The organism is Rhizobium anhuiense (genome assembly GCF_003985145.1).
GTDB lineage: Bacteria > Pseudomonadota > Alphaproteobacteria > Rhizobiales > Rhizobiaceae > Rhizobium > Rhizobium anhuiense.
In genome coordinates this window covers 68,246-92,223 of the sequence record NZ_ML133535.1, presented here as the reverse complement: position 1 = coordinate 92,223, position 23,978 = coordinate 68,246, and the positions used below count along the sequence as shown (strand labels likewise).

Here is a 23,978-nt window from a genome sequence, read left to right as displayed (position 1 = left end):
GCATGGTTTTGAGCCTAACTTGCAATCATGGGATTTAACCGCATGGATTCGGGAGCCTACCTTGCCAGCCAACTGGCGAAGGGTTTTGCCCGCTCGCTGCACCAGCGCGCGGTCGGTCTGGGTTTTTCTCCGGGCCAATTCCCCATTCTGCTGGAACTCTGGGCCGAAGACGGGCTGACCCAGAAACAGCTTCTCGAGCGGGTCGATATCGAGCAGGCGACCATGGCCAATACGCTTTCGCGCATGGTCCGCGACGGATTGATCGAACGCCGTCCACATCCCTCCGACAGGCGGGCGCAACTGCTCTTCCTGACGCCGAAGACCCGCGCCATGGAGGCCGAGGCGATCGAGATCGCGCGGGAGGCCGACCTTGCGCTGTTTAAAGGTTTTCGGGTCTTCGAGCGCGAGCTGACGCTCGAATATATCCGCCGGCTTCTGGAAAACGCCAAGGCGCTGTGAAGAAGCTCATTCGCCAGCACTGTGTGCGTGTCGTAACGAGAACACGCCGGTTTCAATCTGCGCGGTCAGGACGTTTTCGTGGGCGGCAAGCTTGACGCTCGGTTCGATATCCGGCTTGCCAAGCAAAAGGCCCTGTACTTGCGCGCAGCCTTCCTCGACGACGATCCGGCGCTGCATTTCGGTTTCCACGCCCTCCGTCACCACCGGCATGCCGAGGCTGTGGCCAAGACCAATGATGGCGCGCACGATCGAGCGCGCCGCCGCATCATGTTCCAGCAGGCCGGTGAAGCTGCGGTCGACCTTGATCTTGTCGAAAGGGAATGAACGCAGGTTGGAAAGCGAGGAAAAACCGGTGCCGAAATCATCCATGACGATGTGCACGCCGAGCTTGTGCAGCCGCAGCAACATCGTCATCACCCGGTCGCGATCGCGCATGAGGGCCGCCTCGGTGATCTCGAGCTCCAGCCGGCTGGGTGCAAGCCCGGTTTCGGCGAGGATCGCCTCGATCCGCTCACAGAGGTTCGGCAGCATGAATTGCACCGGCGAGAGATTGACGGCGATCATCAACGGCAGCGGCCAGCGCACGGCCTCCCTGCAGGCCTGCTGCAACACCCATTCACCGAGTTGGACGATCGAGCCGCTTTCCTCGGCGATCGGGATGAAGATATCGGGCTCGGTCAAGCCGTGACCTGGCCGGTTCCAGCGCATCAGGGCCTCATAGCCGCCAATCTCGCCGCTCAGCGCATCGAGGATCGGCTGATAGCTGACATGGATCTGGTTGCGGATGATCGCATGGCGCAGTTCGCTTTCGATCTGGCGGCGGTTCCGTGCCGCCTTATCCATTTCCGCGTCGAAGAAACAGACCTTGCCGCGACCGTCATGCTTGGCGCGGTAAAGTGCAATATCGGCATTGTTGCAGAGTTCTTCAGCAGCAGCGCCGTCCGCCGGATAGAGTGCGATGCCGACGCTGACACCAACGGCTGTGGGGTCACGCGCCGTGTCCATCTCGGCGGCGAATTCGTCGAGTATCGCCGCCGCAAGCTTTTGCGCCGCTGCCGGCTGCTGTCCGGCGGGCTGAAGGATGGCGAATTCATCGCCGCCGAGGCGGGCGATCGTATCGCTCTCATCGGCCACGCGGCGCAGGATCGAGGCGACCTTGCCGAGAATGCGGTCGCCTTCGGCATGACCGAAGATATCGTTGACGGCTTTGAAGCGATCGAGGTCGAGATAGAAGAGGGCAACCTCGCTGTTCTTTCGTTCGGCCATCTGCAACGCCTGCCGGATGCGGGTATCGAACAATGACCTGTTCGGCAGATCGGTGAGCACGTCGTGGTGGGCGAGATGCTCGATCATCTCCTCGGCCTGCCTGCGCTCGGTGAGATCGCGCACCGCCAGCACCTCGCAATTGTGTCCGCGATAAACAATCCTGCTCGCGGTCACTTCGACGGCAATCTCCTTGCCGTTCCTGGTGTTGAGCAGCGTTTCGCCTGGCTTGTTCTGCCCAGTCCCCTGAATAGCGGTCAAAACAGCCGAGGGCGCCTTGCCGGCAAGATCGGCAAGCTTCCAGCCGGAAAGCCCCTGAAAGCGTTCATTGGCATCGATGATCCGGCCTTCCCGCAGGATCAGCAGTCCTTCCTGCGAGGCATTCGCGAGCCCCCTCAGATCCGTCAGGTGGCTTTCGATAAAGACCACCGCGAGCGCAATCAGAATGAGCGTCGTCGCCGCCGCCACGACGATCGCGGCGAGCAGGCTGGCGTCGAGCACCGTTGCCGGAACCTCTTTGCCGGGATCCGGTACGAGGGTGATGCTGGCCATCGAGATGAAATGGAGAGCGCAGATCGCGAGGACGAAAGTGATGGACGAGGCGAGGAGCCGCCTCGGCCCCTTCAATTCGAAAAAAGCGTGGAAGGCGGCGCTCGACAACAGCGCTCCTGCGAGAACCGCAGTCAGCGTCATGAAGGGATCATAAACGATTACCGCCGGCGTTTCGATCGCCTGCATGCCGGTCAGGTGCATGGAGGCGATGCCGAGCGCCATCAGAACGCCGCCGCGCACGCGAGAAAGCCTGCCGCGGCTTTCCGAAGCGACGAGGATCGCCGCCCACGAACCGGCAACCGACAAGAGGAAGGAAAGCGCCGTCAGGCCCAGTTGGTAGCCGATCGGCATGCCGCCGTCATAAGCCAGCATCGCAATGAAGTGCGTTGCCCATACGCCGGTGCCGAAAGCAAATGCCGAGGCGCCAATCCAGAGTTTGCGCCGCCCGGCATCGCATTCCTGGGCGCGGGAAAGCGGCAGCATCGCCGCCATCGCGCCGACCAGACAGACCGCTGCCGCCGCAATCACCAGCCGCCAATCGTGATTGTCCCGAATACATGCGATGACCGAAAACATCTGCCCCTCCCACAGCTGAATTCGATCAGGTTATTTAGGTTATGCTAAATAACCGTAAATTGAATTAGTATTCTCTTCTATATTATTCAGTAAATCTTCCTGATATTGATCCATGCCCCGCCGGTCTTTCGCGCCGCCGATTTTTTGTTTTTCCGCCTCGCCTGCCTTTCTGGTTTGGTCTATCGTCCGGCCGAATTTCAAAAGGAGTCGAAAATGACCGATATCAATCAGGTGCTTGCGCGCGCGGACCAGAACCTTCCATCGAGCCTCGACAAGCTATTCGAACTTCTGCGCATCCAGTCGATTTCCACTGATCCCGCCTATAAGGCCGAATGCCGAAAGGCGGCGGAATGGCTCGTCGCTTATCTTGAAGGGCTCGGCTTTACGGCCTCGGTGCGCGACACGCCTGGCCATCCGATGGTGGTCGCCCACCATGCCGGCGCTGCTTCCGATGCACCGCATGTTCTCTTTTACGGCCATTACGACGTCCAGCCGGTCGATCCGATCGAGCTCTGGGAAAACGATCCGTTCCAGCCGTCGATCAAGGATCTCGGCGAGGGTCGCAAGATTTTGACCGGACGCGGCACCTCGGACGACAAAGGCCAGTTGATGACCTTCGTCGAGGCCTGCCGCGCCTATAAGGAGATCAACGGCGCGCTTCCCTGCCGCATCACCATTCTCTTCGAGGGCGAGGAAGAATCCGGCTCGCCATCCCTGAAGCCCTTCCTCGAAGCCAATGCCGCCGAGCTCAAGGCCGATTATGCGCTCGTCTGCGATACCGGCATGTGGGACCGCGACACGCCGGCAATCGCCGCCGCATTGCGTGGCCTCGTCGGCGAGGAAGTGATCGTGACGGCCGCCGACCGCGACCTGCATTCCGGTCTGTTCGGAGGCGCTGCGGCCAATCCGATCCATATTCTCGTCGAGGCTCTTGCCGGCCTGCATGACGCGACAGGCCGCATCACGCTCGACGGCTTCTATGACGGCGTCGAGGAAACACCCGACAATATCAAGGCGTCCTGGGAGACGCTCGGCAGGACCGCGGAGAGCTTCCTCGGCGAAGTCGGCCTTTCCATTCCGTCCGGCGAAAAGGGCCGTTCGGTGCTGGAACTCACCTGGGCGCGGCCGACCGCCGAAATCAACGGCATCTGGGGCGGATATACCGGCGAAGGCTTCAAGACGGTGATCGCCGCCAAGGCTTCGGCCAAGGTTTCGTTCCGGCTTGTCGGCACGCAGGATCCAGACGCCATCCGCAGGGCTTTCCGTAGCTATATCAGCACGAAGATTCCCGCCGATTGCTCGGTCGAGTTCCATCCGCATGGGGGCTCGCCGGCGATCCACCTTTCCTATGATTCGCCGGTTCTGACCGAGGCGAAGAACGCGCTGTCCGACGAATGGCCGAAACCCGCCATCGTCATCGGCATGGGCGGGTCGATCCCGATCGTGGGGGACTTCCAGAAGATGCTCGGCATGGAATCGCTGCTGGTCGGCTTCGGCCTCAGTGACGACCGCATCCATTCGCCGAACGAGAAATACGAGCTTGTCTCCTACCACAAGGGCATCCGCTCCTGGGTACGGATCCTGCAGGCGCTCGCCGCCTGAGAGGGAAAGGCGCGCCTTCAGGATGCGCCATGCGAAAATCGCGACAACAAAAAGGCCGGTTCGAACCGGCCTTTCGTCGTCCGCTCATCTCAGTGCCAGTTCATCCGTGGTCAAGGAGAAAGCGGTATTGCAATGAGACTGCCCGCGAAAGGTTAACGGGGCGTTAACGGCACCAACTCCAGTCGGAAACATTGGTTGCAGCTTCAGGCGCCGCGGATTTGCCGTTCAAGCTACGTTCATCGCGGACGACATATAAGCCATTGAAAGATAAGATGAATGATAGCGCCCTAACAGCTGCGGGCGATCGCTCTATCTTTTGTTTCAAGGGCACATGCCACGGAAACACGGCCAATTGCTGCCCGAAAAACGTGCCAACGAGGACTGAGAAGCGTGAAAAATCTCTTTGTTAAAATCGCAGCGACCGGCCTGTTCATGCTGGCGCCCGCCATAGCGCAGGCTGCCGAGGGCTACTCGACGGCGAACGTCAACATGCGTGCGGGTCCGAGCACCCGATATCCTGCCGTCGCAGTCATACCGGCCGGTTCCTCGGTCGAGATCCGCGGATGCCTTTCCGACGTCAACTGGTGCGACGTCGAGTTCTACGGCGGCCGCGGCTGGGTCTCCGGCCAGTACGTGCAGGCCCTCTACCAGCAACGCCGCATCTATGTCGGTCCGCAATATTACCGTCCGCTCGGCATTCCGGTTATCCGCTTCAGCGTCGATAATTATTGGGACCGCTATTACCGCAACCGCGATTTCTATCGCGAGCGTGACCGCTGGAGCCGCGGTCCGGACTATTATTACCGCGACCGCGACAACCGGGATTGGGATCGCGATCGGGATAACGTAGATCGCGACCGGGATAACCTAAATCGCGAGCGGGATAACCGGGATCGCGACCGGAACTGGCGCGAGCGGGATCGCGACCGAGATTGGCGTGATGGTGACCGGGATCGGCGCGGCGTCAATCAAAGGGACGATCGGCAACGAGACGATCGGCAAAGGTACGACCGGCAAGGAGCCGACCGGAGAGGCGATGATCGCAGACCGGGCCGTAGGGATTTTGATTGCCGCCCCGGCGATCCCTCCTGCGACCAATGAAACAGAAGGGGCGGCAGCGCCGTCCTCTCTCGAGGTTTGCCAGCCAAGGCAACCATCCAAGAAAAAGCCCGGCGCTCCCATGAGGGATGCACCGGGCCTGATGTCGATCGGCGCGTGTTGAGGGGAGACGGCCGATCATGCGCGGGACGTGAGGGGTTGTCCCGCTTCTCCCTAAACAATCGCCGAGCCTATTGGTTCCACCGACCAGACGGAAGATGTTCAACGCAACGCCGAAAGCAGCGTGTGCATTTCCGCGTCACGGCCACGAGCCATCCTCAGCCGGCTTTCCTCCATCCCCGGATTTCTCCAAGGCCGGCTTCATTCGATTTTGTCGAATCGACCGTTACCGCCTGCGCAGATATGACGCCTGTGTGCGTCTGCCCGCCTCGCCGGCGAGCGCAAATCGGCGCGCGCTATGTCAGATTTGCGACAGTCATGAAAATTGGCATGGATGCGCGCAAGAGGCCGACGACAATTTGATGTGAGGGTATCGTGATGCTCTTGTGTTGCGGGGTTGTTTATTGCAATTTCGTGGCGTTGCGGATTGATCGTAATCCGTTCGAGGCTGGACCCTGATGACGCAAGACTACCTGGCTTTCCTGGGGCTTTTCGCCCCCCGGGCAGCCGCCACAGATGTTACCGTTTGGCATAAACACAACCCACTCCTGCCTGTCCGCCTTACCGATGGGGCGAAGCTCAATCCTTCCGGCCAGATCTGGCGCCGCTTTCATCTGGGCGAGTGGGAATATAAGCAGGACCCGGAAACGCTCGACGATTACGAGGCCCGGCAGTTTTGAAGGCCAATGCATGTCGCAGAGAAATCTGTGGCGGTTTGGGACTTACGGCGCACCGTATCAATGCGGTTTGACGCGACGCGCTTTACCTGCGCGATCTGCTTTGATTTCCATTATTAACACCCCGTTAAATCGCCGCATTTACAGTTCAGTCGGATGATCACGGCGCCCGCAAGTGCACCGTTGTGCGAAGCCAAGCTTCGCGATCGAACATGGGGTATGACCGGTCCGCGATGGCAGGCAGAGGCAGATCAGGCGACAGAATAGAACCGTCCTTCAGCGGCCGCCCGGCACGCGACGATGACGAATTTTCGCTCGATGCCGACGATCGCATCGCCGGCAGCCGATCCCAGCGCCGCGGCGGTTCAAAACCGCCGCCGCAGCGTGCCGCCCCCCGGCGGCGGCGCGAGCCGCGGGAGCGTGACGGCGGCGGCCTTTTCGGTTTCATGCGCCGCGTGATCTACTGGTGCGTCGTGCTTTTCATCTGGGCCGGCATCGGCGTTGCCGGGCTGGTGGTTTATTATGGCTCGCGCATGCCGAGCGCCAGCACATGGGCGATCCCGGAACGGCCGCCGAACGTCAAGATCACCGCCGTCGACGGCAGCGTCATCGCCAATCGCGGCGCCACCGGCGGCGAGGCGCTGTCGCTCGAAAACATGTCGCCCTATATTCCGGAAGCCGTCATCGCCATCGAGGATCGGCGTTTCTATTCGCATTTCGGCGTCGATCCGCTCGGCCTCGGCCGGGCTGTAGTGACCAACTTCACGGCCGGCCACATGGTGCAGGGTGGCTCGACACTGACACAACAGCTTGCCAAGAACCTCTTCCTCTCCCCTGAGAGGACGCTGGAACGCAAGGTGCAGGAGGTGCTGCTCTCGCTCTGGCTGGAGCAGAAATACACCAAGGACCAGATCCTTGCGATGTATCTCAACCGGGTGTTCTTCGGATCGAACGCCTATGGCGTGGAGGCGGCCTCGCGCCGCTATTTCAACAAATCGGCGCGTGACGTGAACCTCGGCGAGGCCGCGGTGCTGGCCGGCCTGCTCAAGGCGCCGTCGCGGCTTTCGCCAGCCCGCGATGCGGAAGCGGCGAATGCACGCGCGCAGCTTGTGCTCGCGGCAATGCGCGAACAGGGCTTCATCACCGATTCCGAAGTCAAGACCGCGATGTCGCAGACCCCGGCTTCGGCCAAGAGTTACTGGTCGGGCGCCGGGCACTATGTCGCCGACATGGTGATGGACGAGCTGCCGGGCCTGATAGGCGACGTCAAGGAAGACGTCATCGTCGATACGACGATCGACAAATCGCTGGAAAAGAAGGCCGAGCAATCGCTGGTCGACGTGCTCGACAAGGAGGGCGGCAAGCTCGACGCCTCGCAGGCGGCCCTCGTCTCGATCGACGGCACCGGCGCGATCCGGGCGCTGGTCGGCGGCAGGGACTATGCGACGAGCCAGTTCAACCGCGCCGTCAAGGCGAAGCGCCAGCCGGGTTCCTCGTTCAAGCCCTTCGTCTATGCCGCCGCACTCGAGAAAGGGCTGACGCCCTACTCGGTGTTCAACGACGCGCCGATCCGGATCGGCGACTGGACACCGGAAAATTACGAGAAGAAATACAATGGCGAAGTGACGCTGGCGACCGCGCTTGCCAAGTCGCTGAACACGGTGGCCGCCCAACTGGTGATGTATGACGGGCCGGATCAGGTGATCAAGCTTGCCCACCGGCTCGGCATCGAAAGCGAACTGCAGCCGAACGCCTCGATCGCGCTCGGCACGTCCGAAGTGTCGCTGATGGAACTCACTGCCTCCTATGCCGCCTTCATGAACGGCGGCTACAAGGCGACGCCGCACGTCATCCGCCGGGTGACGACCGCCGAGGGCAAGGTTCTGTACGAAAATACCTATGACAGCCCGCCGCGCGTGCTCTCCGAGCAGATCGTCGCCGAGATGGATGCAATGATGATGGGCGTCATAGACAACGGCACCGGCAAGAGCGCCAAGATCCCCGGCTGGCAGGCCGCCGGAAAGACCGGCACGACGCAGAATTCGCGCGACGCGCTCTTCGTCGGCTTCACCAGCAACCTCACCACCGGCGTCTGGTTCGGCAATGACGACGGCAAGCCGATGAAGAAGGTGACCGGCGGCGGCTTGCCCGCAAAGGCCTGGAAGGAATTCATGATCGCCGCCCACAAAGGTCTTTCGCCGGCGCCGCTCTTCGGCAACGGCCAGTTGACTGCCGATCCGAACAGTGGTCAGCCGATGGCACAGACGGCCCCCGGTGATGGACAAGGGGGTAGTGCACAGTCGGGCGGCGGGCAACCGATGACAGCGGAGGCGCCGCCGTCGACGATCGGCGGCATCATTTCCGGCGTCTTCGGCGGCAACGACAATGCAAACCGCTATCCGCAAGCGCCTGCCCGGCAGCCGGCGGCGCCCTCCGGCAACGGCCCGGTTCCGCCTGCGGACATCGCCGAAGGCGGCGGTTCCGGCTATGAGGGCATGGTGCCGCCGGGCGATGTCGGCGGGCCGCAGACGACCTCTTCCGTGCAACCGCGGCGCACGACGCTGCTCGATCTGATCATGGGCCAGTGAGATCCTTTGCTGCATGCCCGGCGCAAGGCCGATGCTCTAGATATCGACCGCTTTGCGGACATGAGGCAAGCTCTTTCCCGGCGACTGTCAAAATTGAATGCAACACATTCGTTTTGCCGGATTCCGGGCCATTTCTCGCCTTGCAGTCCAGAAAACCGCTCCTTATATACGCCGCATCACCGCAATCACGATTGCGTAATCTTAAGTAGACCCATCCCGTAAGGGGCTGTCAGGGAAATGCCTTCTCGGGGTTCCGACAGCTTGCTTCAAGGAGAGAATGACATGGCAAAAGTAATTGGTATCGACCTTGGAACGACAAATTCCTGCGTCGCAGTCATGGACGGCAAGGACGCCAAGGTTATCGAGAATGCGGAAGGTGCACGCACGACCCCTTCCATGGTGGCATTTTCCGATGATGGCGAACGCCTCGTCGGCCAGCCGGCCAAGCGCCAGGCAGTCACCAACCCGACGAACACGCTCTTTGCAGTCAAGCGCCTGATCGGCCGCCGCTACGAAGATCCGACCGTCGAGAAGGACAAGCACCTCGTTCCCTTCACCATCGTCAAGGGCGACAATGGCGATGCCTGGGTCGAAGCCAATGGCAAGGGCTACTCGCCCGCACAGATTTCCGCGATGATCCTTCAGAAGATGAAGGAAACCGCCGAATCCTATCTCGGCGAAAAGGTCGAAAAGGCCGTCATCACCGTTCCCGCCTACTTCAACGACGCGCAGCGCCAGGCAACCAAGGATGCCGGCCGCATCGCCGGTCTTGAAGTCCTGCGCATCATCAACGAGCCGACCGCTGCAGCCCTCGCCTACGGCCTCGACAAGAAGGACGGCAAGACCATCGCTGTCTACGACCTTGGCGGCGGCACCTTCGATATTTCGATCCTTGAGATCGGCGACGGCGTCTTCGAAGTGAAATCCACCAACGGCGATACCTTCCTCGGCGGTGAAGACTTCGACATGCGTCTCGTCGAATATCTCGTCGCCGAGTTCAAGAAGGACAACGGCATCGACCTGAAGAACGACAAGCTTGCCCTGCAGCGCCTCAAGGAAGCTGCCGAAAAGGCTAAGATCGAGCTGTCGTCCTCGCAGCAGACCGAAATCAACCTGCCGTTCATCACCGCCGACGCCTCCGGTCCGAAGCATCTGACGCTGAAGCTGACCCGCGCCAAGCTCGAAAGCCTGGTCGACGATCTCGTCCAGCGCACCATCGCGCCGTGCAAGGCAGCCCTCAAAGATGCCGGCGTTACCGCCGCCGAAATCGACGAAGTGGTTCTCGTCGGCGGCATGAGCCGCATGCCGAAGGTCCAGGAAGTCGTCAAGCAGCTGTTCGGCAAGGAGCCGCACAAGGGCGTCAACCCGGATGAAGTCGTGGCGCTTGGCGCCGCCATCCAGGCCGGCGTTCTGCAGGGCGACGTCAAGGACGTCCTGCTCCTCGACGTGACGCCGCTGTCGCTCGGCATCGAAACGCTCGGCGGTGTCTTCACCCGCCTGATCGAACGCAACACGACGATCCCGACGAAGAAGAGCCAGACCTTCTCGACCGCCGAAGACAACCAGCAGGCCGTCACCATCCGCGTTTCGCAGGGCGAACGCGAAATGGCTGCCGACAACAAGCTGCTCGGCCAATTCGACCTCGTCGGCCTGCCGCCGTCGCCGCGCGGCATGCCGCAGATCGAAGTCACCTTCGACATCGACGCCAACGGCATCGTGCAGGTTTCGGCCAAGGACAAGGGCACCGGCAAGGAGCAGCAGATCCGCATCCAGGCTTCCGGCGGCCTTTCCGACGCCGACATCGAGAAGATGGTCAAGGATGCTGAAGCCCATGCCACCGAGGACAAGAAGCGCCGCGAGGCCGTCGAAGCCCGGAACCAGGCCGAAAGCCTGATCCATTCGACAGAAAAGTCGCTGAAGGATTACGGCGACAAGGTTTCCGAGGCCGACCGCACCGCGATCTCGGATGCGATCGCCGCGCTGAAGACGGCTTCGGAAGCCTCCGAGCCGGATGCCGACGACATCAAGGCCAAGACCCAGACGCTGATGGAAGTGTCGATGAAGCTCGGCCAGGCGATCTATGAAGCACAGCAGGCCGAAGGCGGCGCTGCCGGCGATGCCTCCGCGGAAGGCGGCGACAATGTCGTCGATGCCGACTACGAGGAAATCAAGGACGACGACCGCAAGAAGTCCGCGTAATCCGCGACGGCGTGGTTATGCTTCAACACTTGATCCGGCTGCTCACCATGGCAGCCGGAAATCCATTTCCGGGGTTTAATCCTTAATGGCAAAAGCGGACTATTACGAAACTCTGGGTGTAGCCAAGACGGCGGACGAGAAAGAGCTGAAGAGCGCCTTCCGCAAACTGGCGATGAAATTCCATCCGGACAAGAACCCGGATGACAAGGACGCCGAACGCAAGTTCAAGGAAATCAACGAAGCCTACGAGATGCTCAAGGACCCGCAGAAGCGGGCGGCCTATGACCGTTATGGCCATGCGGCCTTCGAGCAGGGCGGCATGGGCGGCGGTGGCGGCGGATTTGCAGGCGGCGGCTTCTCCGACATTTTCGAGGATATCTTCGGCGAGATGATGGGTGGAGGGCGCGCGCGCCAGCGCTCGTCGGGCGGCCGCGAGCGCGGCGCCGATCTTCGCTACAACATGGAAATAACGCTGGAAGAATCTTTCTCCGGCAAGACGGCGCAGATCCGCGTTCCCACGTCGATCACCTGCGACGTCTGTTCGGGCTCTGGCGCCAAGCCCGGCACACAGCCGAAGAACTGCGGCACCTGCCAGGGATCGGGACGCGTGCGCGCGGCCCAGGGCTTCTTCTCGATCGAGCGGACCTGCCCGACCTGCCACGGCCGCGGCCAGATCATTCCCGACCCCTGCCCGAAGTGCCATGGCCAGGGCCGGGTGACGGAAGAGCGTTCGCTCTCGGTCAACATTCCCGCCGGCATCGAGGACGGTACGCGCATCCGCCTGCAGGGCGAAGGCGAAGCCGGCGCCCGCGGCGGACCGGCCGGTGACCTCTATATCTTCCTGTCCGTCAAACCGCATGAATTCTACCAGCGCGACGGAGCCGATCTCTATTGCGCCGTTCCGATCTCGATGACGACGGCCGCGCTCGGCGGCACCTTCGACGTGGCGACGCTCGACGGCACCAAGTCGCGCGTGAGCGTGCCCGAGGGCACGCAGGCCGGCAAACAGTTCCGCCTCAAGGGCAAGGGCATGCCGGTGCTGCGTTCGGCACAGACGGGCGACCTCTACATCCAGATCCAGATCGAGACACCGCAGAAGCTCACCAAGCGCCAGCGCGAACTGCTTCAGGAATTCGAGCAGCTTTCCTCCAAGGAGAACAATCCTGAATCGACGGGCTTCTTTGCCCGGATGAAGGAATTCTTCGAAGGCTGAGCGGCGATCGACACGCCTATCTCTAAAGCCGGGGACGGAAACGTCTCCGGCTTTTTGTTGCGCGAGTCCCAATTTGCGACATTCGCCGTTCGTGCCGGGAAATCTGTTCCAGAACGACACGGCGGCGCGAGGGAAGACGACTTGCATTAACGCAGCCAGATGATGCCGCTTGCAAGTTTTCCAAATGAATTCAGTCTCTGCCGTCAGCGCACAACACCGAAAACCGGAAGCGATATTCGGAAGGGACGATGCCCAGGTTCGAAGCGATAGAGCATCCTTTGCTCGACGCGACGTGCTTTAGAGCAATTGCAGCAAAAGTGCGCAGCGGTTTTGCCAGGCAAAGCGTGAAACGCTTTTGCCGGGAATAAACAAAAAGATAGAGCATTTCCGTGAATCGGAGAAAAACGGAAATGCTCTAGTGGGAACAACCAAACCAAGGGTATCGACCATGGCGCCAGCCTTTTCCTCTCAGTCCGAAGACGTCGACGTTCTCGCCGGCGCCATCTACACATGGTGCGCCGAGCGCAATATCAAGCTTCGCAGCCAGCAGGGCCTTTCGATCGCCAGCATCGCGATCGACCTCTATCATGCCGGCCACCAGACGCAGGACGACCTGCTGATGGCGCTGCACGAATGCGAGATTCACTAAAACGCGATATCGAACCTCATTCAGGTGACCTGCGTCCAGTCTTTGTCCTGATGCACGCCGTTCCCCAACCGCTGCATAGCCATATCTATCCGGACATAATTCAGGCCCGGAACAGATCGTGCTTTTCGGTGAGCCGGCAGCGGGGATCAGACGGCGGTTTCTGCCGCTTCGCCTGTCATGAGGGTGACAATGGTCTTGACCGCTTCCTTGCCTGCCGGTGAGCTCAGCTTGTCGTAGCTCAGCGCAAGCGCATAGGCGTCGGGGCTGAGTTCGATACGGCTGCCGAATTGCGATATGCCGGCTCCCTCGAAAAGAGCAGAGATATCGACATCGAGAAAAACCGCGATCTGATGCAGCTTGCTGGCGGAAACGCGGTTCGTCCCCTTTTCGTATTTCTGGATCTGCTGGAAAGTCAGTCCGAGTGCTTCGCCAAGCTCGAGCTGGGAAACACGGCGAAGAGCGCGAAACTGTCTTACGTTGCGACCAACGATAATATCAACCGGATCTGGCACTTCATCACTCTCTGATACGTAAACGGTTCGTTTACCATATCGTTTTCACGGGATAACTCAACCCTACAGTTGCAAATTTCAACCGACTTTTTTTGGACCTTACGTTACGTCAGTGGCCTCAAGGGAATGCGGCAAAAGCCCGAATATCTGGCGCTTGACGACATTGAGCGTGACCGTCGACGGTATCGGTCCAGCGATATCGGATCATCCTCTCTCAGGTTGTATTTTTAGCTGATTAGAGGGCGGCATGCTGACCGTTACATCGGAAGGGTGCCGGACGCCAGGACCTCGGTCACGGGATCTGCCGGAAAATATGCCCCCGCGGTATTTCGCGCCCTGAACTTATCCCCATGTGGCCCCCAAGCCTCGGTGCGACACCACCAGGGCACGCGATCCACGGCCGTCAAGCTGTCAGCCTTGCCATCAACGCCGCTTAGGCTTAGCTGTCACGCTTCACGATTCCGGACATTCGATGCCGCACAAGGTTTCTCTTTCCCGTCTGAAGCTGACCGACTTCCGCAATTATGCGGCGGCGGCCCTTACCCTTGACGGTCGACACGCCGTGCTCACGGGAGACAACGGCGCCGGCAAGACCAATCTCATGGAGGCCGTCTCGCTGCTTTCGCCCGGCCGCGGTCTGCGCCGCGCCGCCTATGGCGATATAACCCGGGTCGGCGCGGCCGGCGGCTTTTCGATCTTCGCCGCACTCGACGGCATGGAGGGCGACGTCGAGATCGGCACCGGCATCGAAACAGGCGAGGAGACCACCACCCGCAGGCTGCGCATCAACGGCACCCCGGCAAAGACTGCCGACGAGTTGACCGACCACCTGCGCCTTCTCTGGTTGACGCCGGCGATGGACGGCCTCTTTACCGGCGCCTCTTCCGACCGGCGCCGTTTTCTCGACCGGCTGGTGCTGTCGCTCGATCCCGCCCATGGCCGCCGCGCCAGCGATTTCGAGCGCGCCATGCGCAGCCGCAACAAATTGCTGGACGAGGGCCGCTTCGATCCCTCCTGGCTCGCCGGCATCGAGGAGCAAATGGCAAGCCTCGGCATCGCCATGGCGCTCGCCCGCCAGGAGATGCTCGGCCTGCTGACCCGGCTGATCGAAGAAACGCGGGAGACTTCGCCCTTCCCTTCGGCATCGCTGCAGCTCTCGGGCTTCATGGACGGACAATTTTCGCGCCCCTCGGTCGACCTCGAGGACGATTACGCGGCTATGCTGGCAGAGAGCCGCTATCGCGATGCCGGCGCAGGGCGCACGCTCGAGGGGCCGCACCGGGCCGATCTCATCGTGCATCACCGCGAAAAGGCGATGGAGGCGGAGCGTTGTTCCACCGGCGAGCAGAAAGCATTGCTTGTCGGCCTGGTGCTTGCGCATGCGCGCCTCGTCGGCAATCTCACCGGCCATGCACCGATCCTGCTGCTGGACGAAATCGCAGCGCATCTCGACGAGAATAGACGCGCCGCGCTGTTCGATCTCATCGACGGGCTCGGCGGCCAGGCCTTCATGACCGGAACGGATCGCTCGATGTTTTCGGCGCTGGGCGACAGGGCGCAGTTTTTCACGGTGGCGGAGGGACGGGTGTTCGAATGACCGAGGCAGCTTTTCCCGACGTCGGCCGTCATGATAACATCGGTGCCATGGAACCGCTCAGCCCGGACGAAATCGCCCGTTATCACCGCCACATCCTGCTCCCCGAGATCGGGGGCGCCGGCCAGCAGAAGCTGAAAGCCGCCCGCGTGCTGGTGATCGGCGCCGGCGGCCTCGGCGCGCCGATCCTGCAATATCTGGCCGCAGCCGGCGTCGGCACGCTCGGTATCGTCGACGACGACCGGGTGTCGCTCTCCAACCTGCAGCGCCAGGTGATCCATGATTCCGGAACGATCGGCGAGTTGAAGACGGAGAGTGCTGCCTTCGCCATCGCCCGGCTCAATCCGCATGTCCGGCTGATCCGCTTCGAGGAACGCTTTTCCCCGGAGGCCGCCCGCCGTCAGCTCTCCGGCTTCGATCTGCTGATCGACGGCTCCGACAATTTCGACACGCGTTATGCCGCCGCCGATGCGGCCGAGGAAGCGCGCATTCCGCTCGTCACCGGCGCCGTCGGCCGTTTCGACGGTTCGCTGACGGTTCTCAAGCCCTATGAGAATACCGAGGACGGAACACTCTACCCTTGTTATCGTGACCTCTTTCCGGAAGCGCCGCCGGCGGGGCTCATTCCTGCCTGCGCCGAGGCCGGCATCATCGGCGCGCTGACCGGCGTCATCGGCACGATGATGGCGATGGAAGCGATCAAGCTCATCACCGGCACCGGCGAACCACTGGTCGGACGGCTGCTGCTCTACGACGCGCTCTCGGCCCGCTTCGACACGGTCCGCTACAGAAGACGCCGCACGCGGGAGAGGCAGACCGGATGACAATCGTCCCTCTCGACCAGAGCTTCACGCGCTGGGACGAACTGCTCGCGCTCATCCTCGCCGCCTTCGCTTCCATGAACGGCAGGATCGACCCGCCATCCTCGGCGCTCAAGCTCACGACCGAGTCACTGGCCGAAAAGGCCAGGGCCGAGATCGGCCATGTCGCCATCGACGGCGAAAAGCTGATCGGCTGCCTCTTCCTGCGGCCGGAGGCCGATTGTCTCTATGTCGGCAAACTCGCCGTTCTGCCCGAAGCGCAGGGAAAGGGCATTGGCAAGCGGCTGCTGACGATTGCCGAGGAAACGGCCGCATCGCTCGACCTTCCCGCCTTGCGGCTGGAAACGCGGATCGAGCTCACGGAAAATCATACCGTCTTTGCCGCCTGGGGATTTTCCAGAACCGCCGAGAAAGCGCATCCCGGCTTTGCCCGGACGACGTTCATCGAGATGCGCAAGGCCATTGCGCCGACGATTCGCCCCGTCTAAATCAAATGCACGGCTTCAACGCCCCGGCAGCACCCGATTGGGCGGCCTGTGACCGTCGATGAAGGTGCGGATATTGATGATGACCTTGTCGCCCATATCGATGCGGCCTTCGATCGTCGCCGAACTCATATGCGGCAGCAGCACGACCTTGCCCTCATTGGCGAGTTTGACGAGCTTCGGGTTGACGGCAGGCTCGTTTTCGAAGACGTCGAGGCCGGCGCCGGCAATCCGGCCCTCCCTGAGGCATTTGATCAGCGCAGCCTCATCGACCACGTCGCCGCGCGCGGTGTTGACGAGATAGGCCGTCGGCTGCAGCAGCGCCAGACGGCGCGCCGAAATCAGGTGGAAGGTCGCCGGCGTCGACGGACAATTGATCGAAACGATGTCGACGCGGGCGAGCATCTGGTCGAGGCTTTCCCAATAGGTCGCCTCCAACTCGTCCTCGACGGCTGGATTGACGCGTTTGCGGTTGTGATAGTGGATCGACAGGCCGAACGCCTTGGCGCGGCGGGCCACCGCCGTACCGATGCGGCCCATGCCGACGATGCCGATGCGCTTGCCGTGAATGCGCCGGCCGAGCATCCAGGTGGGAGACCAGCCGGCCCATTCGCCCGGCTTGTCGGTCAGCACACGCGCCCCCTCACCAAGCCTTCTCGGAACAGCGAGAATCAGCGCCATGGTCATGTCGGCGGTGTCCTCGGTCAGGACGTTCGGCGTGTTGGTGACGGTGATGCCCTTGCGCGCCGCCGCCTCGACGTCGATGTGATCGGTGCCGTTGGAGAAGCTCGCAATCAGCTTCATCTGTGGCCCCGCCTGTTCGATCAGCGCCGCGTCGATGCGGTCGGTGACGGTCGGCACCAGCACGTCGGCGGTCCTGACCGCGGCGACAAGCTCGGGAACGGAACGCGGCGCATCGTCGATGTTCAGCTCGGCGTCGAAGAGCTCGCGCATGCGGGTTTCGACGGCATCGGGCAGCTTGCGGGTGATGTAGACCTTCGGTTTTTTCTTCGCTGTCATGGCTGGCTGTGGTGCCTTGTTCAGAGGTCTTTAACCAAGAGGGGTGATAATTTTCCCATTCCGGGCATTTTCTACCAGACCCGCACGCGAAGACAAACAAAACTCGCGGTGCAGCCGGGGAATGTCAGAGCCCGGACCGCGAGCAGGCCGGGCCTGCCCGCGAATTCGAGCAAACGGAAACCTCCATGCGCAGCAAAGTTCTGAAGTCCTGCCTCGCCCTTGCCATCGCTCTGGCTACATCCATGGGAACCGTCGAATTCGCCCATGCGCAGGCGGCCAAAGGTCCAAGCGGATTGCCATTGCCGCGTTTCGTCACCCTGAAATCCAAGCGCGTCAATCTGCGCATCGGCCCGGGAACGGATTACGCCGTCTCGTGGATGTACCTGAAATCCGGCCTGCCGGTGGAAATCATCCAGGAATACGACAACTGGCGCCGCATCCGCGATGCCGACGGCACCGAAGGCTGGGTCAACCAGTCGCTGCTATCGGGTCAGCGCGCGGCGATCGCCGCCCCCTGGATGAAGACGAAAGGCAAGGGCGTCTATGTCAATCTGCGCCGCGAGGCGCTGCCCTCCGCCTCGATCGTCGCCAAGCTGGAACCCGGCGTGATGATCACGATCGGCGAATGCAACGGCGACTGGTGCCGGGCCGAAACCGAAGGTGCCTCCGGCTGGGTGGCGCAGTCGGAGATCTGGGGCGCCTATCCCGGCGAAGCCTTCAAATAAGCCCTGCCTGTTTGGCGGCCTCGGCAAGCGAGGTCATCGGGCGCGGGCCGATCTGCTGAATGACGATGCCGGCGGCCAGGCAGCCGAGCTTGCCACAATCCTCCAGAGAGCGCCCCTGGGTGTAGCCATAGAGGAAACCGGAGGCGAAGAGGTCGCCGGCGCCCGTCGTATCGACAACTTCCCTGATTCGGATCGCATCGACGTAAAAACGCTCGTTGCCCTTCAGGATGACGGCGCCATGCTCGCTCATCGTCACGGCAGCGATCTTGCAATCGGCGGCGATCCTGTTCAGCGCCTCCTCGAAATCATCGGTCTCGTAGAGCGACAGCGCTTCCTGGCGATTGGCGAAGACGATATCGACCTTGCCGGAGCGCATCAGATCGAGGAATTCGCCGCGGTAGCGGCCGACGCAGAAGCTGTCGGACAGCGTCATCGACATTTCGCGGCCGTTTTCGTGGGCGATGCGGGCACAGTCGAGAATCGCTTCCTTGGCGCGTGGCGGATCCCAGAGATAACCTTCGAAATAGGTGACCTTGGCGTCGGCGACGACGTCGGGCTCGACGTCTTCGGGGCCGAGCTCGACGCAGGCGCCGAGATAGGTGTTCATCGAACGCTCGCCGTCCTCGGTGACGAAGATCATCGAGCGCGCCGTCGGTGGGAAAGTGCCCTTGGGCCGGGTCTGATAGTGGACGCCCTGGGCGCGGATGTCGTGGGTGAAGATGTCACCGAGCTGATCGGCGGCGACATTGCCGAAATAGGCAGCCTTGCCGCCGAGGTTAGCCACGCCCGCCGCGGTATTGCCGGCGCTGCCGCCGGAGGCTTCGAGCGCCGGTCCCATGCGCGAATATAGAAGTTCGGCGCGTTCGGCATCGATGAGGTTCATCGCCGCTTTGGTGATCTGGTTGTCAATGAGGAACTGGTCGTCGCAACGGGCAATGATATCCACGATTGCGTTGCCGACTGTCAGAACATCGAATCTTGTCATGAAAAGGGAAGTCCCCGGATTTGTGATAGCCGGGGTTTGGTCTTAGCGAAATTTCCGCGGTTTGGAAGGATAAATGGGACGACGCTTCTATTTCTTCGCAAAAGTGCCGCCTATTCGTCATGTCGCTGTCATTTTCAAAATCTAGAAATACTCGCAGGAAGACCGGCATGAGCAGCTTTCTGTTGCAGCCGGGCGCACGAGGGATGACCCTTCGATCTTACCGGCGTGATGCTGACCACGGATGAACTGGCAGCTTTGTGATCCGGATATCCGGCAGGGCCGGAGCGGAAAAGCGGGCTGAGCCCGCTTTTTTTGCCTTTGGGTGCCCCGGCTGCCGGATCGGGCGGTGATGGCCTTTTCAATCCAAACAGTTTGCTGGTACTCAATAATTCCGTAAATCGATTCCGCTTTATGGAATTATGCAGGAATTCAAAGTGCTGCAGTGTCCTTTGCGCATCTGAAAAGCGCGCGACGCTGTAGATGTCGGATACTCCCCGCGCAGAGCAACCTCCCTCATGTCAGCCATCATTCTCGACGTCCTTCCCATCTTCCTCCTGATTCTCATCGGCTGGGTGATCGTCCGCAGCGGCCTGATGGCATCGAATGTCGGCGATGCGCTCGGCGAATTCGTCTTCAAGATCGCCGTGCCGCTGCTGCTCTTTCGCACCATCGCCGAGGCGGATTTTCATGGCGCCTCGCCCTTCCGGCTCTGGATCGTCTATTTTTCCGGCGTCGCCATCACCTGGACGGCCGGCCATCTCGCCGCCACGCGGCTCTTCGGCCGCGACGAACGCATCGGTGTCTTGGCCGGCGTTTCCTCGGCCTTCGCCAACAATGTCTTTATCGGACTGCCGCTGGTCGAGCGTACCGTCGGCGACGAGGGGCTGGTGGCGCTGTCGATCCTGCTTGCCGTGCATCTGCCTGTCATGATGGTCGCGGGCACGGTGCTGATGGAGCATGCCGAGCGCAAGATCGACGGCAAAAGCGACCGCAGCATGATGTTCGTGCTACGCCAGATCGCCATCAATCTCGTGCGCAACCCGCTGGTGATCGGGCTTGCGGCCGGCATGGCCGTGCATCTTTCCGGTCTCACCATGCCGACGGCGGTGGCATCGGTCGTCGGGCAGATCGCCGGCATCGCCGGTCCGGCGGCGCTGATATCGCTCGGCATGGCGCTGGAGAAATACGGCGTCTCCGGCAATGTCGGTATCGCCAGCGTCACCTCGACATGCAAGCTGCTGCTGCTGCCCGGTTGCGTGTGGGCGGCGAGCCATCTCCTCGGCCTCAGCCCCGAATGGACGGCGGCGATCGTGCTGACTTCCTCCGTACCGACGGGCGTCAACGCCTGGCTGATCGCCAACCGCTTCGGCGTCGGTCACAGCCTCGCCGCCTCGACTATCACGGTGACGACGGCGCTCGGCGCCATCACGGTCTCGCTCTGGGCCTATTTCCTCGGCGCCTAGAGCGGTTCAGCTTTTCATGGAAACGCTGAACCGCTCCAACCTCTTGTTTTGACGCAATTCCGGGAACCCGCTTCGCACTTTTCCTGGAATTGCTTTGGCGGATCTCCGCAAAACGAAAGCCCGGCTTGCGGGCCGGGCTTCCATACCATGCGATTGTCCTGCTGCGTCACTGCGTCGCGGTTTTCGGATCCGGCAGCGGCACCGGCGAATCGGCCAGCGTGTGCAGGTAGAGGATGACGTTGGCGCGATCCTGATCCTTCGCCAGACCGGCGAAGCCCATCGCAGTGCCGGGAACGTCCTTCTTCGGCGCCAGCAGGAACTTGTTGAGATATTCGAAAGTCCACTTCTCGCTGCCGCCCTTGGAGAAATCCTTCATGGGAGCGGAATAGGCGAAGCCTTCATGCGAGGCGATCGGGCGATCTACGACACCAAAGAGGTTGGGACCGACCTTGTTCGGTCCCCCTTTGGTGCCGTCATGACAGGCCTGACACTTCTTGAAGACCGTTTCACCGGCCTTGGCATCTGCAGAAGCGAGCAATTGCGCGATCGGAACGGCAACGGCAGGCGCAGCCTCACCACCAGCGGCGGGCGCCTCTTCGGCAACGATCGCGAAACCTTCCTTTTCCGGCGCTTCGGAATGGAAGATCCCTTCGGACGCGATGGAGACAGACATCAGAACGAAAATCGTCCCGAGCAGCGCCCCCACGGCCGTATTGACGTATGAATTCATCTGCAATGCTCCCCTTGCAGCCGGCAGACCATAAACCGGACCATCTTGAAATCGCGCGGAACCTATGTCTTTTGGTGGATCGTTGCAACTGTCTAAATGGTCTTGTGCGTGAGACTTTTTGACACTTTTCAGCCCGGAATAGAAGGCCCGAACAATGAGTGATTCAAATTTAGACGGCGTGCTCGTATTGATCCCGGCGCGCATGGCCTCCACTCGGCTTCCGGGCAAGCCGCTTGCCGATATTTGCGGCCTGCCGATGATCGTTCAGGTGGCGCTGCGCGCCAGGGAAGCGGCCATCGGCCGGGTCGTCGTCGCCGTCGACGATGATCAAGTGTTCGATGCCGTGGCCGCGGCCGGCTTCGAGGTCGTCATGACCAGCACGGATCATCAGTCGGGTTCCGATCGGATATTCGAGGCGCTGACGAAAGTCGATCCGGACGGAAAGGCGAAAATCATCGTCAACGTCCAGGGCGATCTGCCGACGATCGATCCGGAAACGGTGCGCGCAGCCTTGCGCCCTCTCGAAAACGAGGCGGTCGATATCGGGACGCTGACGACCATAATCGACAATGAGGAGGACAAGACCGCGCCGCACATCGTCAAGATCGTCGGCTCGCCGCTTTCCGACGCCCGTCTGCATGCGCTCTATTTCACCCGGGCAACCGCGCCTTACGGTCAGGGGCCTCTCTACCACCATATCGGCCTTTATGCCTATCGGCGGGCAGCGCTTGAACGATTCGTCTCGCTCGGTCCGTCGACGCTCGAAAAGCGCGAATCGCTGGAGCAATTGCGGGCACTGGAGGCCGGCATGCGCATCGATGCCGAGATCGTTGACACGGTTCCGCTTGGTGTCGATACTCCCGCCGACCTCGAAAAAGCGCGGCGCATCCTCTCCGCAAAGTCGAATTGACGGAACCATCATGAATATCAAGACCAACAGGATCGCCTTCCAGGGCGAGTTCGGCGCCAATTCCGACATGGCCAGCCGCGACATGTTTCCGACCATGGAGCCGCTGCCCTGCCAGACCTTCGAGGATGCGTTCACGGCGGTCGACAACGGCGACGCCGACATCGGGATGATCCCGATCGAGAACACGATTGCCGGGCGCGTCGCCGATATCCACCATCTGCTGCCGGAATCGCGGCTGCACATCATCGGCGAATATTTCATGCCGATCCGTTTCCAGCTGATGGTGCTGCCCGGGGTGACCAAGGACGAGATCCGCACGGTGCACAGCCATATCCACGCGCTCGGCCAGTGCCGCAAGATCGTTCGCGCCAATGGCTGGAAGCCGGTGATCGCCGGCGATACGGCCGGGGCGGCAAAGCTCGTGAAGGAAACCGGCGACCGCTCGATGGCCGCCTTGGCACCGCGCCTTGCCGCCGATCTCTACGGTCTGGAGATCATCGCCGAGAATGTCGAGGACACTGAAAACAACGTCACCCGTTTCGTTATCCTGTCCCGTGACGAAGAATGGGCACAACGGAATTCGGCGGAAGAAAAGGTCGTCACCACCTTCGTCTTCAACGTCCGCAACATTCCGGCCGCGCTCTATAAGGCGCTTGGCGGTTTTGCCACCAACAATATCAATATGACCAAGTTGGAAAGCTACCAGCTCGGCGGAAAATTCGTGGCGACGCAGTTCTACGCCGATATCGAAGGCCATCCGAACGATCCGAACGTGCGCCGGGCATTGGAGGAACTGCGCTTCTTCTCCGAGAAAGTGAGGATTCTCGGCGTCTACAAGGGGCACGCGATGCGAGGCCTGCTTTAAACAGGCCCCGTTCTTAAACAGACCTCGTCATTCGGCGATTATTTATCCGGCTCACAGACGCGCAGGCGATGACCGTCAGGATCGAGCACGACGAAGGTCGGGCCAAAATCCAGCTCGGTCAGTTCCTGGGCGATCGGCAGGCCGCGTTGACGCCAGTCCTCATAGTGCCTGGCGACGGCATTTTCTCCCTCGACCATGAAAGCCACTTCGCCGCGGTTGCCGATGGCGGAGGGCTGCGGCTCGACCTTGCTGCGCCGCCAGAGGCCGAGCGTGAAGCCGCCCTCGAGCGGAAAAGCGACGAAATTCGGCGCTTCCACGGCCGGTTCGCGGTTCAAGAGGTTCCGGTAGAAACTGGCGCTTTCGGCCGGGTCCTTGACGTAAAGGATTATGAGATTGGGGCTGGTCATTTCGGTTCTCCCGTTGTTGTGAAATAAATCCGCGAGGGATCGCCTGCTGCCAATTCATGGCAGCATGGTGCGACGGGGCGTAGCGATCGCAACGCCCCGTTCTCGTCAGGCAGATTGTTGGAAGGGATAGGCGACCTAAAGCGGGAAACGGTCCTCGCAGTGCGGGCCGCGTCCGTCGATGAAGCCGAGGTCGCGCTTTAGGTAATCCGGCGTTGCTTCAAGGTCGAGGCTGGTGCGGTTCCCCTTGGGAAACCTGAAAATATTGATGACCAGATGCAGCAGGCCGGAGCGCGCCGACTGGCGGACATCGGCAAAAGTTTCGGCCGAAATGACATCGGCAAAGGTGTCGCCCGTAAAGCGGTCGTTGGTCAAATGAATGGCTGGAGGCGTTACCATGATCAGTACTCCTTCCTGGTGGAATGGTACTCATAATAACCCTGCCTACTGACAGTTTCTGGCAGCAGC

The 23,978-nt window shown here is 61.3% G+C and carries 22 protein-coding genes; 15 read left to right on the top strand and 7 right to left on the bottom strand.

Annotated features, from left to right (window positions below):
- Nucleotides 1-42 precede the first annotated feature (42 nt).
- Nucleotides 43-459: a MarR family winged helix-turn-helix transcriptional regulator gene (locus tag EEQ99_RS27720; RefSeq protein ID WP_127431382.1), complete on the top strand. Its 417-nt coding sequence runs from the start codon at nucleotides 43-45 to the stop codon at nucleotides 457-459.
- 6 nt (nucleotides 460-465) lie between these two features.
- On the opposite strand, the gene EEQ99_RS27715 is transcribed toward EEQ99_RS27720, so the two are convergent.
- On the bottom strand, nucleotides 466-2,850 hold the full coding sequence (locus EEQ99_RS27715) for a bifunctional diguanylate cyclase/phosphodiesterase (RefSeq protein WP_028755687.1): 2,385 nt from the start codon (nucleotides 2,848-2,850) through the stop codon (nucleotides 466-468).
- Nucleotides 2,851-3,063: 213 nt separating this feature from the next.
- Here EEQ99_RS27715 and EEQ99_RS27710 point away from each other — a divergent pair, with 213 nt between their 5' ends.
- The 7 genes from EEQ99_RS27710 (at nucleotide 3,064) to EEQ99_RS27680 (ending at nucleotide 12,996) form a co-directional block, all read left to right on the top strand.
- Complete coding sequence (locus EEQ99_RS27710; RefSeq protein WP_127431381.1) at nucleotides 3,064-4,452, top strand: M20/M25/M40 family metallo-hydrolase; 1,389 nt, start codon at nucleotides 3,064-3,066, stop codon at nucleotides 4,450-4,452.
- A 390-nt stretch (nucleotides 4,453-4,842) separates the two neighbouring features.
- Nucleotides 4,843-5,553, top strand: coding sequence for an SH3 domain-containing protein (locus EEQ99_RS27705; protein ID WP_127431380.1), 711 nt, complete (start codon nucleotides 4,843-4,845; stop codon nucleotides 5,551-5,553).
- A 575-nt stretch (nucleotides 5,554-6,128) separates the two neighbouring features.
- Nucleotides 6,129-6,350, top strand: coding sequence for a hypothetical protein (locus EEQ99_RS27700; RefSeq protein ID WP_028755684.1), 222 nt, complete (start codon nucleotides 6,129-6,131; stop codon nucleotides 6,348-6,350).
- Nucleotides 6,351-6,580: 230 nt separating this feature from the next.
- Entirely contained in the window at nucleotides 6,581-8,935 is a 2,355-nt protein-coding gene (locus tag EEQ99_RS27695) for a transglycosylase domain-containing protein (RefSeq protein WP_097544474.1), read from the top strand.
- Nucleotides 8,936-9,217: 282 nt separating this feature from the next.
- Nucleotides 9,218-11,134 (top strand): molecular chaperone DnaK, encoded by a 1,917-nt coding sequence (dnaK, locus tag EEQ99_RS27690; protein WP_028755682.1) that lies wholly within the window; start codon nucleotides 9,218-9,220, stop codon nucleotides 11,132-11,134.
- 85 nt (nucleotides 11,135-11,219) lie between these two features.
- Entirely contained in the window at nucleotides 11,220-12,347 is a 1,128-nt protein-coding gene (gene dnaJ, locus EEQ99_RS27685; RefSeq protein WP_028755681.1) for a molecular chaperone DnaJ, read from the top strand.
- A gap of 448 nt (nucleotides 12,348-12,795) precedes the next feature.
- On the top strand, nucleotides 12,796-12,996 hold the full coding sequence (locus tag EEQ99_RS27680) for a hypothetical protein (RefSeq protein WP_003544370.1): 201 nt from the start codon (nucleotides 12,796-12,798) through the stop codon (nucleotides 12,994-12,996).
- Nucleotides 12,997-13,142: 146 nt separating this feature from the next.
- On the opposite strand, the gene EEQ99_RS27675 is transcribed toward EEQ99_RS27680, so the two are convergent.
- Nucleotides 13,143-13,508, bottom strand: coding sequence for a helix-turn-helix domain-containing protein (locus tag EEQ99_RS27675; RefSeq protein ID WP_028755680.1), 366 nt, complete (start codon nucleotides 13,506-13,508; stop codon nucleotides 13,143-13,145).
- Nucleotides 13,509-13,980: 472 nt separating this feature from the next.
- On the opposite strand from EEQ99_RS27675, the gene recF reads away from it, so the two are divergent.
- Genes recF through EEQ99_RS27660 form a run of 3 tightly spaced genes read left to right on the top strand, consistent with a single transcriptional unit; the run spans nucleotide 13,981 to nucleotide 16,411 of the window.
- Nucleotides 13,981-15,105 (top strand): DNA replication/repair protein RecF, encoded by a 1,125-nt coding sequence (gene recF, locus EEQ99_RS27670; RefSeq protein ID WP_028755679.1) that lies wholly within the window; start codon nucleotides 13,981-13,983, stop codon nucleotides 15,103-15,105.
- On the top strand, nucleotides 15,102-15,926 hold the full coding sequence (locus EEQ99_RS27665) for a molybdopterin-synthase adenylyltransferase MoeB (RefSeq protein WP_127431379.1): 825 nt from the start codon (nucleotides 15,102-15,104) through the stop codon (nucleotides 15,924-15,926). The genes recF and EEQ99_RS27665 overlap by 4 nt, the downstream gene beginning before the upstream one ends.
- Complete coding sequence (locus EEQ99_RS27660) at nucleotides 15,923-16,411, top strand: GNAT family N-acetyltransferase (protein WP_028755677.1); 489 nt, start codon at nucleotides 15,923-15,925, stop codon at nucleotides 16,409-16,411. The genes EEQ99_RS27665 and EEQ99_RS27660 overlap by 4 nt, the downstream gene beginning before the upstream one ends.
- Before the next feature lie 15 nt (nucleotides 16,412-16,426).
- On the opposite strand, the gene EEQ99_RS27655 is transcribed toward EEQ99_RS27660, so the two are convergent.
- Entirely contained in the window at nucleotides 16,427-17,428 is a 1,002-nt protein-coding gene (locus EEQ99_RS27655; protein ID WP_127431378.1) for a 2-hydroxyacid dehydrogenase, read from the bottom strand.
- Nucleotides 17,429-17,613: 185 nt separating this feature from the next.
- On the opposite strand from EEQ99_RS27655, the gene EEQ99_RS27650 reads away from it, so the two are divergent.
- Nucleotides 17,614-18,153, top strand: coding sequence for an SH3 domain-containing protein (locus EEQ99_RS27650; protein ID WP_028755675.1), 540 nt, complete (start codon nucleotides 17,614-17,616; stop codon nucleotides 18,151-18,153).
- Here the strand turns inward: EEQ99_RS27650 and EEQ99_RS27645 are convergent.
- Complete coding sequence (locus tag EEQ99_RS27645; RefSeq protein ID WP_028755674.1) at nucleotides 18,146-19,138, bottom strand: adenosine kinase; 993 nt, start codon at nucleotides 19,136-19,138, stop codon at nucleotides 18,146-18,148. The genes EEQ99_RS27650 and EEQ99_RS27645 overlap by 8 nt on opposite strands.
- Before the next feature lie 515 nt (nucleotides 19,139-19,653).
- On the opposite strand from EEQ99_RS27645, the gene EEQ99_RS27640 reads away from it, so the two are divergent.
- Nucleotides 19,654-20,601 (top strand): AEC family transporter, encoded by a 948-nt coding sequence (locus tag EEQ99_RS27640; protein ID WP_028755673.1) that lies wholly within the window; start codon nucleotides 19,654-19,656, stop codon nucleotides 20,599-20,601.
- Nucleotides 20,602-20,767: 166 nt separating this feature from the next.
- Here EEQ99_RS27640 and EEQ99_RS27635 read toward each other — a convergent pair whose 3' ends face one another.
- The gene (locus EEQ99_RS27635) at nucleotides 20,768-21,331 is read right to left on the bottom strand and encodes a c-type cytochrome (protein ID WP_028755672.1); all 564 of its coding nucleotides are present in this window, start codon (nucleotides 21,329-21,331) and stop codon (nucleotides 20,768-20,770) included.
- A gap of 154 nt (nucleotides 21,332-21,485) precedes the next feature.
- Here EEQ99_RS27635 and EEQ99_RS27630 point away from each other — a divergent pair, with 154 nt between their 5' ends.
- Complete coding sequence (locus EEQ99_RS27630) at nucleotides 21,486-22,241, top strand: 3-deoxy-manno-octulosonate cytidylyltransferase (RefSeq protein ID WP_028755671.1); 756 nt, start codon at nucleotides 21,486-21,488, stop codon at nucleotides 22,239-22,241.
- Nucleotides 22,242-22,251: 10 nt separating this feature from the next.
- Nucleotides 22,252-23,106 carry a prephenate dehydratase gene (locus EEQ99_RS27625; RefSeq protein ID WP_028755670.1) on the top strand — a complete coding sequence of 285 codons (855 nt, stop codon included), beginning with the start codon at nucleotides 22,252-22,254 and terminating at the stop codon, nucleotides 23,104-23,106.
- Between the two features lie 38 nt (nucleotides 23,107-23,144).
- Here the strand turns inward: EEQ99_RS27625 and EEQ99_RS27620 are convergent, their stop codons facing one another.
- Together EEQ99_RS27620 and EEQ99_RS27615 are read right to left on the bottom strand one after the other, a co-directional pair.
- Nucleotides 23,145-23,513, bottom strand: coding sequence for a VOC family protein (locus tag EEQ99_RS27620; RefSeq protein WP_017962745.1), 369 nt, complete (start codon nucleotides 23,511-23,513; stop codon nucleotides 23,145-23,147).
- A 135-nt stretch (nucleotides 23,514-23,648) separates the two neighbouring features.
- Nucleotides 23,649-23,909 carry a hypothetical protein gene (locus EEQ99_RS27615; RefSeq protein ID WP_028755669.1) on the bottom strand — a complete coding sequence of 87 codons (261 nt, stop codon included), beginning with the start codon at nucleotides 23,907-23,909 and terminating at the stop codon, nucleotides 23,649-23,651.
- Nucleotides 23,910-23,978: the final 69 nt, after the last annotated feature.